At 70.2% G+C, this 13,002-nt stretch carries 17 protein-coding genes; 9 read left to right on the top strand and 8 right to left on the bottom strand.

What is annotated here, in order from left to right; genetic code table 11:
• Positions 1-750 carry an AfsR/SARP family transcriptional regulator gene (locus ON30_RS10815; protein WP_157183684.1) on the bottom strand — a complete coding sequence of 250 codons (750 nt, stop codon included), beginning with the start codon at positions 748-750 and terminating at the stop codon, positions 1-3.
• 133 nt (positions 751-883) lie between these two features.
• Between ON30_RS10815 and ON30_RS10820 the strand changes: the two genes are divergently transcribed.
• The gene (locus ON30_RS10820; RefSeq protein WP_051029169.1) at positions 884-1,105 is read left to right on the top strand and encodes a DUF397 domain-containing protein; all 222 of its coding nucleotides are present in this window, start codon (positions 884-886) and stop codon (positions 1,103-1,105) included.
• An 80-nt stretch (positions 1,106-1,185) separates the two neighbouring features.
• On the opposite strand, the gene ON30_RS10825 is transcribed toward ON30_RS10820, so the two are convergent.
• Complete coding sequence (locus ON30_RS10825) at positions 1,186-2,067, bottom strand: helix-turn-helix domain-containing protein (RefSeq protein ID WP_218006247.1); 882 nt, start codon at positions 2,065-2,067, stop codon at positions 1,186-1,188.
• Positions 2,068-2,797: 730 nt separating this feature from the next.
• On the opposite strand from ON30_RS10825, the gene ON30_RS10830 reads away from it, so the two are divergent.
• The 5 genes from ON30_RS10830 (at position 2,798) to ON30_RS38990 (ending at position 6,423) form a co-directional block, all read left to right on the top strand.
• Positions 2,798-3,547: a helix-turn-helix transcriptional regulator gene (locus ON30_RS10830; RefSeq protein WP_051029170.1), complete on the top strand. Its 750-nt coding sequence runs from the start codon at positions 2,798-2,800 to the stop codon at positions 3,545-3,547.
• Between the two features lie 44 nt (positions 3,548-3,591).
• A complete protein-coding gene (locus tag ON30_RS10835; RefSeq protein WP_040706255.1) occupies positions 3,592-4,821 on the top strand; it encodes a cytochrome P450 in 1,230 nt (409 codons plus the stop codon).
• Positions 4,818-5,393: a TetR/AcrR family transcriptional regulator gene (locus ON30_RS10840; RefSeq protein WP_040706256.1), complete on the top strand. Its 576-nt coding sequence runs from the start codon at positions 4,818-4,820 to the stop codon at positions 5,391-5,393. The genes ON30_RS10835 and ON30_RS10840 overlap by 4 nt, the downstream gene beginning before the upstream one ends.
• 38 nt (positions 5,394-5,431) lie before the next feature.
• Positions 5,432-6,178: an MBL fold metallo-hydrolase gene (locus ON30_RS10845; protein WP_040706257.1), complete on the top strand. Its 747-nt coding sequence runs from the start codon at positions 5,432-5,434 to the stop codon at positions 6,176-6,178.
• An 89-nt stretch (positions 6,179-6,267) separates the two neighbouring features.
• The gene (locus tag ON30_RS38990) at positions 6,268-6,423 is read left to right on the top strand and encodes a hypothetical protein (RefSeq protein ID WP_157183685.1); all 156 of its coding nucleotides are present in this window, start codon (positions 6,268-6,270) and stop codon (positions 6,421-6,423) included.
• A gap of 51 nt (positions 6,424-6,474) precedes the next feature.
• Here ON30_RS38990 and ON30_RS10850 read toward each other — a convergent pair whose 3' ends face one another.
• The 3 genes from ON30_RS10850 to ON30_RS10860 all read right to left on the bottom strand — a co-directional run bounded on the left by ON30_RS10850 (position 6,475) and on the right by ON30_RS10860 (position 9,456).
• Positions 6,475-7,227: a CPBP family intramembrane glutamic endopeptidase gene (locus tag ON30_RS10850; RefSeq protein ID WP_083911305.1), complete on the bottom strand. Its 753-nt coding sequence runs from the start codon at positions 7,225-7,227 to the stop codon at positions 6,475-6,477.
• Positions 7,224-8,120, bottom strand: a complete 897-nt coding sequence (locus ON30_RS10855; RefSeq protein ID WP_040706258.1) for an NAD(P)H-binding protein — start codon at positions 8,118-8,120, stop codon at positions 7,224-7,226. Before ON30_RS10855 ends, ON30_RS10850 begins: the two co-directional genes overlap by 4 nt.
• A 190-nt stretch (positions 8,121-8,310) precedes the next feature.
• A complete protein-coding gene (locus ON30_RS10860; RefSeq protein WP_040706259.1) occupies positions 8,311-9,456 on the bottom strand; it encodes an acyl-CoA dehydrogenase family protein in 1,146 nt (381 codons plus the stop codon).
• A 141-nt stretch (positions 9,457-9,597) separates the two neighbouring features.
• Between ON30_RS10860 and ON30_RS10865 the strand changes: the two genes are divergently transcribed.
• From ON30_RS10865 to ON30_RS10875, 3 genes are all read left to right on the top strand, one after another.
• On the top strand, positions 9,598-10,260 hold the full coding sequence (locus ON30_RS10865) for a TetR/AcrR family transcriptional regulator (RefSeq protein ID WP_040706261.1): 663 nt from the start codon (positions 9,598-9,600) through the stop codon (positions 10,258-10,260).
• 72 nt (positions 10,261-10,332) lie between these two features.
• Positions 10,333-10,989 carry an SRPBCC family protein gene (locus ON30_RS10870; RefSeq protein ID WP_040706263.1) on the top strand — a complete coding sequence of 219 codons (657 nt, stop codon included), beginning with the start codon at positions 10,333-10,335 and terminating at the stop codon, positions 10,987-10,989.
• Positions 10,989-11,387: an ArsR/SmtB family transcription factor gene (locus ON30_RS10875; protein WP_040706264.1), complete on the top strand. Its 399-nt coding sequence runs from the start codon at positions 10,989-10,991 to the stop codon at positions 11,385-11,387. The genes ON30_RS10870 and ON30_RS10875 overlap by 1 nt, the downstream gene beginning before the upstream one ends.
• Before the next feature lie 7 nt (positions 11,388-11,394).
• Here ON30_RS10875 and mftC read toward each other — a convergent pair whose 3' ends face one another.
• Genes mftC through mftA form a run of 3 tightly spaced genes read right to left on the bottom strand, consistent with a single transcriptional unit; the run spans position 11,395 to position 12,989 of the window.
• Positions 11,395-12,582, bottom strand: a complete 1,188-nt coding sequence (gene mftC, locus ON30_RS10880; RefSeq protein ID WP_040706265.1) for a mycofactocin radical SAM maturase — start codon at positions 12,580-12,582, stop codon at positions 11,395-11,397.
• 16 nt (positions 12,583-12,598) lie between these two features.
• Positions 12,599-12,889 (bottom strand): mycofactocin biosynthesis chaperone MftB, encoded by a 291-nt coding sequence (mftB, locus tag ON30_RS10885; RefSeq protein ID WP_040706267.1) that lies wholly within the window; start codon positions 12,887-12,889, stop codon positions 12,599-12,601.
• The gene (gene mftA / locus ON30_RS36905; protein ID WP_063719861.1) at positions 12,879-12,989 is read right to left on the bottom strand and encodes a mycofactocin precursor MftA; all 111 of its coding nucleotides are present in this window, start codon (positions 12,987-12,989) and stop codon (positions 12,879-12,881) included. Before mftA ends, mftB begins: the two co-directional genes overlap by 11 nt.
• Positions 12,990-13,002: the final 13 nt, after the last annotated feature.

Consider the following 13,002-nt stretch of genomic DNA (forward strand, 5'->3'; position numbering starts at 1 on the left):
TCACCGGGCCGACGCCGTGCGAGCGGCGTCGGCCCAATTCTCTCTGGCCCGGCGGGCGCTGCGGGTGCGCGCGGCGACCATCGCGGGCGAGAGCCCGGAACTGTGCAGGGCGGCCAGGTAGACCTCGGCGATCGCGGCGTCGCCGGGGAAATCGCGGAACAGTTGTTCCAGCCGCGGCAACATCCGCGATCCGCGTCCGCGTTCGACCTCGATGCGCCCGAAGGTGATTTCGGCGGCGCGGATTTCCTCGGCCACCTCGCGCCGAAATTCCGCGACCCGGCGGCCCGGCAGATCGGCCAGCGGGATGCCGCGGACCGAATGCAGCGCGGCGGCGAGGAATTCGCGGGCGTCCACGTCGTCGAGTTGGGCGGCGCGTTCGGTGAGCGTGCGGAATCGGTGCAGGTCCACCCATTCGGGCGGGACCGCGAGCTTGTGGATGCCGCCGCCGCACACCAGCGCGTCGCCCAGGCCGATCGGCGCGAGACGGTCGGCGCGCACGGTCTCGATGAGGGCGTCGAGCGCGGTGTGGGCATCGGCGGGCGGGATGTCCCAGACCCAGTCCATCAATTCGTCGCGGCTGACGAATTGGCCAAGGGCCGCGAGGAGTCCGGTGAGCGCGCGGCGCTGGGCGATATCGCCGAGTTCGACGCTCGTGCCGTGGATCTCGGCGGTGACCACGCCGAGCACCCGGAATTGCACGACCGAGCGTATGGGGCCGCGCCCACCGGTCGACACCGAATCAATCCTCACTGTAGGAATTGTGCCGGGTGGTGCGCCGGAACCGATCCGATTTCACCCCGGACATTGTCATGACGTTCACCCTTCTCGAGCGCTTTCCTGGAAGGCGTAGCGGGTATTCGGGCCCCGCGACCGAGGAGAAATCATGAGAGACAACACATTCGATGAAGGGGACTTCATAGCGAAGTTCGCAAAGAGTAGCTTCAGTGACGGCGGCGGTGATTGCGTCGAGGTCGCGGTCACCCGCGAGGTGGTCGCGGTGCGGGACTCCAAGGACAGATCCGGTCCCGTCCTGCGGTTCACGCCCGCGGCGTGGCGCGCGTTCCTGACCGCGGTGCGCGCGGGCGATTTCGACCTCGGCGCGTAGCGTCGCCGCGACGGTGCCGCGGCGGGGTTGCCGCGGCACCGTCGCGTAGCCGCGGGCCGCGTTCTCGAGGGCAGGGGGCATCAGGTGTCCGCCGAGCGCCGGATGTCGGCCGCGACGGCGGCGAGGAACGCGCGGGCGTCGTCGCCGAAGACGGCCATGCGCCGCAGCAGCGTCCATCGCTCGCGATACATCTCGACTTCCTCCGACGCGCGGATGAGTCGGTTGGCGTCGATCATCTCCACCGCCACGTGCGGTTCGTCGCCGTCGTAGAGGACGAAACTGTGCGGGATCGTCGTGGTGGCCCGCGCGTCGGCGGCGATGACGCCCACCGAGACGGTGTCGAGCGTGCTGACCGAGGCGATCCGGTCCAACTGGGCCAGCAGGACGTGTGCGGGGCCGGGGCGCAACCGCAGCGCGCCTTCGCCGAGCAGGAACTCGAAGCGCCGCCCCGGGTCGTAGAGCGCGGGTTGGCGATGTAGTCGGGCGGCGACCGCGGCGGCGAGTTCGTCGGCCGCGTAGGGAACCTGGAAGGTCTCGAAGATCCGCCGCGCGTAGTCGGCGGTCTGGAGCAGCCCGGGGATCAGGTTGGGCTGGAAGTTGAGCACCGCGCGCGCGGCCGCCTCCTGGGCGCGCACCTCGTCTTGCAGGTGCCCGCGCGTCTCCAGCGCGGTGCGCCACGAACTGAGCTCCGAATGCGCCGCTTCGGTGAGCCTGCGCAGGACCGATTCCGTGTCCGGTGACGCGCCGACCTCCCGGCTCCAGGCCAGTACCTGCGGTAGCGAGGGCACCGCGTTGCCGGTCTCGATGCGGGAGAGGGTGGATTGGCTGATGCCGACCCGGCCCGCCAGATCGCGGCCGGAGATCCCCGCGAGATCGCGCAGACGACGAAGCTCCGCGGCGAGTCGACCGCGCGGTTCGGATTCGGTGGGAATCGCATGCTGGTCGGTAGGTTTCACCGTCACTGCGTCGTTCCCGGCTCGATTCGTGTGACCCATGGCGAGCCGAATTGAACCACCGTGATTCAGGGAGGTCAAGCGAGGATTCCTCGGACGCGCCGGACGAGTTTGTCCGGTTCGGTGGCGCGATGCGGTGGCGCGGACGAGAAGTCGAGCGCCGATGATGCGTATGACCGGTTTCGAGTCCCCGCGGTGCGCCGAGTTATTCGCCGACGCGGGTTCGGTTCTCTCGGCGATAACCGGATCGGGGTCGGTGCGTGGTGCGCATTCCATGCTGTCGTGCGCATTGGACTACACGTTCCCGCGCGGGTCCGAAACGTGGACTGTTCATTCCCGATCGGCCGAATCGAACCGGAACAGGTGAAGATAGCCAGAACATAGCTGTCTACCAGGCGACTTGGTGTAAGCCCGTGCGGTGTGCGAGAGTTGACCGGCATTCACAGGGAATTACCGGCACATCTGGTGGATATGTCGGATCTGTGCCGAGAGATAGCCGAAAGGTGATGTCGGGCCGGGGTGTTCATCGGTGACGGTGTCATGAGTGCGTGTCTACGTCCGAAATCCTTTCGGCTGAAATTATTCTGACAATCGGCGGTTGGTGGGGTGGCGTCGCGGGATAGGGTGCGACGACACCTGGATGGCATCGAACAATTACCGGTAACGGGTCATGGGACTCACGGCGCATCGGAGGGGATGGCGAGTGGTCGATACGGTGAGCGGGCATATCTCCGGGGTAATGGTGTTGCCGCCGACTTTCGGCGAACTGCTGCGCCGACTTCGGCTCAGCAGGGGTGTTTCGCGCGAGAAACTCGCCGTCGGGGCGGGGATGAGCGTCAGCTATCTCACACATCTGGAGCGCGGCGAGCGCGGCAGGCCGACCCGCGTCGTGGTCGAAGGGTTGATCCGCTCGCTGGATCGGATCGCCGCGCTGCCGCGCCCCGATCGCAGGCATCTGTTCGAACTCGCGGGCATGGTGGAAACCGTCGCGCCCACCGTCGACCAACTCCGTGCCGACACCACCGCCGACATGCGCCGCGGTCTGGAACTGCACGCGTGTCCGGCGGCCTACTTCGACGCGCGCTGGTATCTGCTGGCGGCCAATCCCGCCGTGGGGACGTTCTTCCCGGGGTTGCGCGAGGGGGCGAGCATTCTGCACTGGCTGTTCGGCGAGCAGGTCGCGCGGCGCGCGGTCGTCGACTGGGAGTCCGCGGCGGCGCTGTCGGTGGCCGGGTTGCGCGGTCGCATCGGCCGCTTGCAGGCCGGCGAGCACTTCATCGATCTGCTCACCGAGTTGGGGCGCTATCCGGAGTTCCGGGCGCTGTGGGAACGCGGGGAGGTCACCTACTTCCGCGAACGTCCCCGGTTGCGCTTCCGTGACGTGGACACCGGCCTCTGTCGTGGATTCGACTTCCAGATCTACGACGTGGACAGCGGCAACTATCCCGGGTGGGTGCATTTCTTCGGCGCGAGCCCGGTCCCGGAGTAGAACTCGTTCTAGACACTTTCGGTAGTTTGTCTTACGCTCGAATCATGACGGCGGAGATGTCTCATCCGGCGGTGACCCCGCGATTCACCCTGCGCAGCGGCCCCACCTGGGACGACCCGTGGCCGATGTATCGCGAGTTGCGCGACCACGATCCCGCGCACCGCGTGGTGCCCCCGGAGGACCCCGCCGCCGACTACTACGTGCTCTCGCGCTACGCCGACGTGCACGCGGCCGCCCGCGACGTGCTCACCTTCTCCTCGCGCGGCGGACTCACCGTCGACTACACCGACCTCGACACGATCGGCCTGCCACGCCCCCGCCCGTTCGTGTTCACCGACCCGCCCGAGCACACCGACTTCCGCAAACAGGTCATGAAGGGATTCACCCCGCGCCAGGTGCGCTCGGTGGAACCCCAGGTCCGCGCCTTCGTGGTGGACCGACTGGAACGACTGCGCGCCGCGGGCGGCGGCGACATCGTCGTGGACCTGTTCAAACCCCTGCCCAGCATGGTCGTCGCCCACTACCTCGGCGTGCCCGACCAGGATCGCGACCGCTTCGACACCTGGACCGACCTCATCATGGCCGCCTCGGCGGGCGGTGACCCGATGCACGCGCACGAGGCCATCGGCGAACTCATGCAGTACTTCACCGAACTCATCGACCGCCGCCGGGCCGAACCGGGCGACGACACCATCTCGCACCTGGTGGCCGCCGGAATGGGCGCCGACGGCGACTACGCGGGCATCATCTCGATCCTCGGCTTCGCCTTCACCATGATCACCGGCGGCAACGACACCACCACCGGCAATCTCGGCGGCGCGGTCCAACTGCTCACCCGCTACCCCGAACAGCGCCGCGCCCTGCTCGACGACCCCGGCCTGATCCCCGACGCGGTGGAGGAATTCCTGCGCGTCACCTCACCGGTGCAGGGACTGGCCCGCACCACGACCCGCGACGTCGAGGTGGCGGGCGCCCACATCCCCGAGGGACGGCGGGTCCTGCTGCTCTACGCCTCGGCCAACCACGACGAACGCGAATTCGGCCCCGACGCGGGCGAACCGGACGTCACCCGCAAGCCCAAGGGCATCCTGACCTTCAGCCACGGCAACCACCACTGCCTCGGGGCGGCCGCCGCCCGCATGGTGGCCAGGGTCGCCCTCGAGGAACTGCTGACCCGGTGCCCGGACTTCACCGTCGACCTCGACGCCGTGCGCTACGCGCCGGGCAGTTACGTGCGCTGGCCCGATTCGGTCCCGTTCCTGGTGTCGGCGTGACCGATTGGCTGGGGCCGCGCCGCGCCGACATCGCCGCCGAACAGATCCTCGACGCCGCGGCGCGCCTGTTCGTCGAGCGCGGGGTGACCGCCACCGGGATGGGCGAGGTGGCGCGGGCCGCCGGTTGTTCGCGAGCCACGCTCTACCGCTACTTCCCGAACCGGCAGGCACTGCGCGTCGCGTTCGTGCACCGCGAGGCGCGCCGCGTCGGGGCGGCCGTCGCGGCCGAGATCGCCGGGATCGCCGACCCGGAGGAGCGGATCGTGGCCGCGATGCCGGCCGCGCTGCGCGTCGTGCGCGCCGACCCCACGCTGATCGCGTGGTTCACCGCCGCCGACGCGGGCGTGGCCAACGAGATCGGGCAGGGATCGGAGGTCATCGAGGCCATCGCCGCCGGCCTGCTGGCGGGTGCGGCCGATCCCGATCGGTCCCGGGCCGCGCGGTGGGCGGCGCGGATCATCCTGTCACTGCTCACCGCACCCGGCCGCGACGCCGACGACGAACGCGCGATGATCGAGCGATTCGTCGCGCCGGTGTTGCTCGGTGGTCGCGATCCGATCCTCGGGCACTAGGTTCGGGGGACCACCGTGTTCCCGGAACGGAGTTGTGAATGGGGTACTTCCAGGTCGCCGACGACGTGTTCTGCCTGCGCGGAACCGATGTCAACATGCTGCTCGTCCGCGAGGGCGACGCGCTGACCCTCATCGACGCGGGCTGGCACGGCGATGTCGGGGTGATCGAGCGGACCGTGCGCGCACTCGGCCACCGCCCGAACGACATCGTCGCGGTGCTGCTCAGCCACGCCCACCGCGACCACATCGGCGGCCTCACCCACCTGCACGAGCGCTACGGCATCCCCGCCTACACCGCCGCCGCCGAAGTGGAGCACGCGCGCGGACACGTCCACGAATCCGCCACCCCCCTCGACGTGATCCGCCGCGCCTACAAACCCCGGACCTTCACCTGGGCGGTGCGGATCGCCGCGGCGGGCGGCCTGCGCGAGAACACCGCACCGCACATCCAGCCCTTCCCGCGCGAAGGCGCCCTGGACCTGCCCGGCGCGCCCACGCCGATTCCGTGCCACGGCCACACCTCCGGGCACAGCGGATTCCACCTGCCCGCCGCGGGCGTCGTCGCGACCGGTGACGCGCTGGTCACCGGCCATCCCACCGCCGCCGCGCCGGGCCCGCAGATCCTGCCCGACTTCTTCAACCACTCCACCCCGGCCACCGTCGACGGACTGGCCGCCTTCGACGGCATCGCCGCCGACACCGTGGTGCCCGGCCACGGCGAGGTGTGGACCGAAGGTCTGGATCGCGCGGTGCGCCTGGCGCGCGAGTGCGCCGCCGCGCGCTGAACCCGGCTCGCGGACCGGACGATTCGCTCGGCTCCACGCTCCGTCGCGGCTCCCCGGCGTAGTATCGCGGGGGATCCCGAGGGGGATGCATGACGTTGTGGGACAAGATCGTTCGCGGTTCGGCGTGGTCCTCCGGGCCCGCCGAAGCCGATATCGCGCGGTATCTGGCGCATTCGGAGACCTGCCCGCTGTGTCTGCGGCACGGCTGCGCCGATTCCGATCTCGAGGAACCGGACGCCCGCTGAGCCGATCGGTCCCGCGCTCGCTCGATTCGGTGCTCGCCCGGTGCCGCGCGATCAGGTTCGTTCGGCGGCGGCCGGGAAGAGCGGCGGCAGGTAGTGGATCATCAGCGTGGACCAGGTCAGGTGGGTCAGCGTCGGAGCCAGGATTCCGCCTGTCATCCCCCGTTGCACGGCGAACAGCGGGCCCATCACCGCGGCGGCCAGGATCAGCGCCGGGTTGCGCGTGACCGCGGTGCTGAGCACGTAGACCCCCGAGGACACCGCCACCGGACGCTCGCCCGCGACCGCGAACAGCGCCCCGCGGAAGAACACCTCCTCGGCGGCCCCGGCCGCGAGCGCGGTGAGCAGGACCGGCGGTGTCGGGGCCCGCTCCGCGTAGCTCAGCACGCCCGCGATCGCGCCGCGCAGCACCGGGATTCGCCGCACGATCAGCGCGCACCCGTAGAACACCCCGAACGCGCCCAGCCCGGTCAGGACCGGGACCACCACCGGGCGACGCGGCGGTGACGCGGTCGGCGGGCCCGCGAGCAGGCCGCCCACCGTCCAGGTGAGGGCCGTCGCGCCCGTCAGGCCGTAGAAGCGGGCGCTGCCCGGCGGTGTGGACAGCGACGCGCCGAGCAATCCGGTGCCCAGGACGGTGACGCCCGCGACGCGACGCCGGTAGCGCGTCAGTTCCCGCCCGGGCAGCGGCGGCTTCCGGAAGATCGGACGGCGCAGGGCTGGGGCGAGCGCACGGCGGAATCCGTCGCGGGACGGGCGGGCGCGCCGGGCGAGACGTCCGAACGTCCCGGTGGTGACCGGCCTCATGACGCGGAGCGGATGCCGACCCGCTCGCCGAGCGCGCGCAGCACGGCTTCGTCGTAGCCGAGCGGCTCGAACGGCAGGAATTCGCGGATGCTCGCGTCGCGCACCACGACCTCGTTGACCATCGAATCGACCAGGGAGCGACCGGTTCTGGTGTCGACGTCGGTGACCAGCGCCAGCCACAACGACGACAGGCGCGGGGAGAGCAGCGGCACCGGGACCACCGCGAAGGACCGGCCCTCGATGCGCGCCACGCGGCGCAGCATGTCGACGTAGGCCAGCACGTCCGGGCCGCCGATCTCGAAGGTGCGGCCCGCGGTGGCGGGGATGGCCAGGACACCGACCAGGTAGCGGATGACGTCGTCCACCGCGATCGGCTGGGTGCGGGTGCGCACCCAGCGCGGGGTGATCATCGCGGGCAGGTGTTCGACGAGTTGGCGGGTGATCTCCCAGGAGATGCCGCCGTCGCCGACGATGATGCCCGCGCGCAGCGTCGTCACCGGCACGCCCGCCTCGCCGAGCAGACTCTCCACTTCGCGTCGGCTGCGCAGATGTTCCGACAGGTGGTCGGCATCGTCGCCGAGACCGCCCAGGTAGACGATCCGGCCGACGCCCGCTTCGGCGGCCGCCGCGCCGAAGTTGCGCGCCGCCTCGGCGTCGCGGCGGCGGAAATCCTCGGTCGCCAGCGAGTGGACCAAGTAGTAGGCGGCCTCGCAGTCGGCCAGCGCGGCGCGCAGGGAATCCGGATCGCCGACATCGCCGCCCACCGGAGCGCCGCTGCCCCGGTAGCTCTCGGGATGCCTGGTCATGGCCCGTACCTGGTATCCGGCCTCCTTGAGGGCCGGACACAGGCGTCTTCCGATGAAGCCGGTCGATCCGGCGACGAGCACGGTCATCGCGCGTCCTCTCCGTGGGGGGGATCCGTGGCGGGGAGTGGTGCTGTGCTTCCGTCACAGTACCCACCGCCGTCGCGGTACCCGGATCTCGCGCGCAATCACACCCGGGGCTTGTCCCCAGGGTGTGATCTGTGCACAGGCCGGCCCGGCGCGGCCCGAGAAAACGGGCCACCACCTGCGGTTCACCACCTCACAGACTGCGGGCGATGATCTCCTTCATGATCTCGTTGGTGCCCGCGTAGATCATCTGCACCCGACTGTCGACCCACATCCGCGAGATCGGGTACTCGGCCATGTAGCCGTAGCCGCCGTGCAGTTGCAGGCATTCGCTGGCCACCGACAGCGCGCGGTCGGTGGTCCACCACTTGGCCATCGCGACGGTGGGGATGTCGAGTTCGCCGTTGATGTGCTTGACGATGCAGTCGTCGGTGAAGACCCGCGCCACGCGGGCCTCGGTGGCGACCTCGGCGAGTTTGAACTTGGTGTTCTGGAAACCGAAGACGGTGCGCCCGAACGCCTCGCGCTCTTTGGTGTAGCGCAGGGTGTGTTCCAGGGCGGCCTCCATGCCCGCCACCGAACCGACGGCGATGATCAGCCGTTCCTGCGGCAACTGCTGCATGAGCTGGACGAAGCCCTGGCCCTCGGCGTCGCCGAGCAGGTTGGCCACCGGGACGCGCACGTCCTCGAAGAACAGTTCGGAGGTGTCCTGGCCCTTCTGGCCGATCTTGTCCAGCACGCGACCGCGGCGGAAGCCGGGGCGGTCGGCCTCGACCAGCACCAGGCTGATGCCCGCCGCGCCCTGGGTGCTGTCGGTCTTGGCGACGACGATGATCAGGTCGGCCTGCGCGCCGTTGGTGATGAAGGTCTTGGAGCCGTTGACGACGTAGTCCTCGCCGTCGCGCACCGCTTTGGTCTTGACGTTCTGCAGGTCCGATCCGGTGCCGGGTTCGGTCATCGCGATCGCGCCGACGACCTCGCCGGAGGCCATCTTGGGCAGCCAGTGCCGCTTCTGCTCCTCGGTGCCGTAGGCGAGCAGGTAATGGGCGACGATGCCGTTGTGCAGGCTCTGGCCCCACGCGGTGTCCACGACCCGGGCCTGCTCCTCGATCAGGACCGCCTCGTGCGCGAAAGTGCCGCCGCCGCCACCGTATTCCTCGGGGATGGACAGGCACAGCAGGCCGAGTTCGCCCGCCTTGGTCCACAAGTCCCGGTCGACGTGGTGCTGCTGGAGGTAGCGGTCGATGTTGGGGGCGACCTCCTTGTCGTAGAACGCGCGCGCGAGGTCGCGCAGCGCGTCGAGGTCGTCGTTCATCCAGGGCGACCGGTGGGCGGTCATCGAGGCTCCTTCGGCTCGGTCGGGCACGGTCCCGATCCCGGCACATAGTTGTAACTGGGGTTAGCGGGTACAGTGTGTCCCAGTGGGGTCCGGTTGGCAAGGGCTGGGGTGCGGGCGCTCGGGTCGGCTACCGTGACGGCCGTGGCCGAGACTCGCTGGACCGACAACGCCGCCACCAGGCGCTCCGGGACGCGCGGCGGGGACCGTCGGGAAGCGATCCTCGACGCCGCCGTCGCCGCGATCGAGGATTTCGGTCCCGACGCGCTGACCGGGCAGATCGCCGATCGCGCCGGACTCAACCGGCCGCACTTCTACCGGCACTTCGCCAGCAAGGAAGAACTCGACCTGGCCGTGGCGCGGCGCGCGCACGAGGAGTTGACCCGGCGTATCCGCGCGGCGCTCGCGGTGGACGGCACGCCGCTGGACATCATCCGCGCGCCCGTGGCCGAACATGTCGCGTGGGCCGCCGAACATCCGAACCTGTACCGATTCCTGTTGGGGCGCAACTACCGTCGCGGCAACGACGACCCGAGTATCGGCGGCAGCGCCTTCGCCGCGGAGATCTCGGCGGCGGCCTCGCGCTACATTCCCCGCTTCGGCGCGGATCGGGCGGCGGCCGATCGCCTGGTGGTCGCGCTGCTGGGCATGATCGACGCCTCGGTGCGGTGGTGGCTGACCCACCGCGAACCCGACCAGGCTGCGTTGGTGGATCTGCTGGTGGCCGAGTCCTGGCTGCTCATCGACCGTCGCCTGCGCGCGCTGGGTCTGACCCTCGACCCGGAGGCCGCCCTGCCGCGACCGTGATCCGGTGCGCGTTGGGCGGGGCGCGGGTGTAGGCTCCGATATAAGTTCAGACTTATACAAGGAGGTAAGGCCATGGCACTTCTGACCGATCCGCTCGCGGTCGCGGGTCTGGTGACCCGCGAGGTCCGCTCGGGTTCGCGCGCGGGCGACCCGACCAGGATCGCGGTCGCCCGACGCACCTACCCGACCGATCGGGCCGACCTGTGGGCCGCGCTCACCGACCCCGAACGGATCCCGCGCTGGTTCCTCCCCGTCAGCGGCGATCTGCGCCCGGGCGGGCGCTACAGCCTGGAGGGCAACGCCTCCGGCGTGGTCGAACGCTGCGACGCCCCCGAGAGTTTCGCGGTCACCTGGGAGATGGGCCCGCAGATCTCCTGGCTGACCATCACCCTCACGCCGGACGGCGAGGGCACCCGCCTGGAACTGCTGCACGAGGCGCCGGTGGACCCGGAGTTCTGGACCCGGTACGGTCCCGGCGCGGTCGGCGTCGGCTGGGATCTGGCGCTCATGGGATTGGGTCTGCACCTGGCCTCGGGCGAACCGGTCGACCCCCGCGAAGGCATGGAATTCGCCACCACCGTCGAAGGCATCGCCTTCGTGCGGGCCAGCGCCACGGGGTGGGCCGAGGCCGCCGCGGCCGACGGCGACGACGCGATCGCCGCGCACACCGCCGCCGAGAACACGATCGTGTTCTACACGACCGTGCCGGAGGCGGGCGACGAGTCCTGATGGCGCTCTCGGCGGGCACGGTCTTCGAGGCGCTCGGCGACCCGGTGCGGCGCGGCATCCTCGAGGTGCTCGCGGGCGGTGAGCTGGCCGCGGGCGGGGTTGTCGATGCCGTGCGCGCCCAGGTGGCGATCTCCCAACCCGCGGTCTCCCAACACCTGAAGGTCCTGCGCGAGGCCGGACTGGTGACGGTCAGGGCCGAGGGCTCGCGCCGCCTCTACGCCGTCGATCCGGCGGGCGTGGCGGCGGCGCGCGACTGGCTGGCCGAACTCACCCATCCGGTCCAGCAGTTCGCCCAACCGCTGGACGCGCTCGCCACCGAGGTCGCGCGTGGCCGGCGCGCCCGGCGCACGGGGCAGACCCCGGACGCCGGACAGGTGGGCGAGCGGCGGCTCGGTTAGCGCGGCGTCACAGGCGCAGACCCGCCAGCGGGCTGGTGTCGCAGGCGCGATCGGGGGTGATCGTGGTCGGTGTCGTGGAGGGCAGGCCCAGCGAGACCGTGGTGCGGCGGGCGGTGCGGGAGTGGTCCTTGTCCGGCAGCGGACGGTTGGCTCCCGCGCCGACCAGCGCGAGTTCGGCGTTGCCGCGCACGCATTCGGGGTCGGGGCCGTCCAGCGGCAGGCCGGTGAAGAACTTGGCCGCCATGCAGCCGCCGCGGCAGGAGTCGAAGGCCGAGCACTGGGTGCAGGCGCCGCCGGTCTGGGGTTCGCGCAGGCGGGTGAACAGCTCCGAGGAACGCCAGACGGTCTCGAAGCCGCCGGGTGCGCGGACATTGCCCGCCAGGAACTGGTCGTGGATGGCGAACGGGCAGGCGTAGACGTCGCCGACCGGGTCGATCAGGCACACCACGCGACCCGCGCCGCACAGGTTCAATCCCGGCAGCGGCGTCGAGCCGAGGGCGTTGAGATGGAAGAAGGAGTCGCCGGTGAGCACGTTCTCGCCGTTGGCGACCAGCCAGTCGTAGAGGGTGCGCTGCTGATCCAGGGTGGGATGCAGGTCGTGCCAGACATCCGCGCCGCGGCCGGAGGGACGCAGGCGGGTGATGCGCAGTTGCGCGGCGAAACGATCGGCGATGGCCTTGAACTCGTCGAGTTGGGCGACGTTGTGGCGGGTCATCGCGACCGAGATCTTGAAATTCTCGAAACCGGCGTCGGCGAGATTCTGCATGGCCCGCATCGCGGTGTCGAAGGAACCCGCGCCGCGCACCGCGTCGTTGACCTCGGCGGTGGCGCCGTCGATGGAGATCTGCACGTCGACGTAGTCGGTGGCGGCCAGGCGGCGCGCCTTGTCGGGGGTCAGCCGTACGCCGTTGGTCGAGAACTTCACGCCGACACCGTGATCCACGGCGTAGTCGAGCAGTTCCCAGAAATCCGAGCGCACCGTGGGCTCGCCGCCGCCGATGTTGACGTAGAAGACCTGCATCCGCTGCAACTCGTCGATCACCGATTTGCATTCGGCCGTGCTCAGTTCGCGCGGATCGCGGCGGCCGGAGGCGGACAGGCAGTGCGTGCACTGGAGATTGCAGGCGTAGGTCAGCTCCCAGGTCAGGCAGATGGGAGCGTCGAGGCCGTATTCGAAGTGCTCGACGAGTTTCATGGTTTCCCCGTTCTGGTCAGGACGCGGCGCGCAGGTGGATCGTGCCCGAGGCGCACAGCCCGGACAGGGCGTACAGATACCGCGGGTGGTCGGCCGCGGGCACCTCGGCCGCGGTGAGCGCGCTGTGCGCGTCGGGGTGCTCGGCCAGGGCGCGGACCACCGTGACCAGTTGTGGCGTCTTCAGGAAGGACAGTCGGCGGGTCGTGTAGTCGTAGACCAGCGCGCCGAACGGTTCGGGCCGCAACGACACCGACCCCGCCAAGGTGTAGGGCAGGGTCGGGTCGAAGGGGGCGGGGTCAGTAGACACCGCACATGCCGTCGATCGAGACCTCTTCGACGAGGACGTCCGCCTCGACGAGCGCGTCCTCGGCGGTGTCGACCTTCTCGCTGCCGGTCGCGTCACTCATGGCCACTCCTCGC

This window comes from Nocardia takedensis NBRC 100417 (genome assembly GCF_000308695.1).
In the GTDB taxonomy this organism is placed as follows: Bacteria; Actinomycetota; Actinomycetes; order Mycobacteriales; family Mycobacteriaceae; genus Nocardia; species Nocardia takedensis.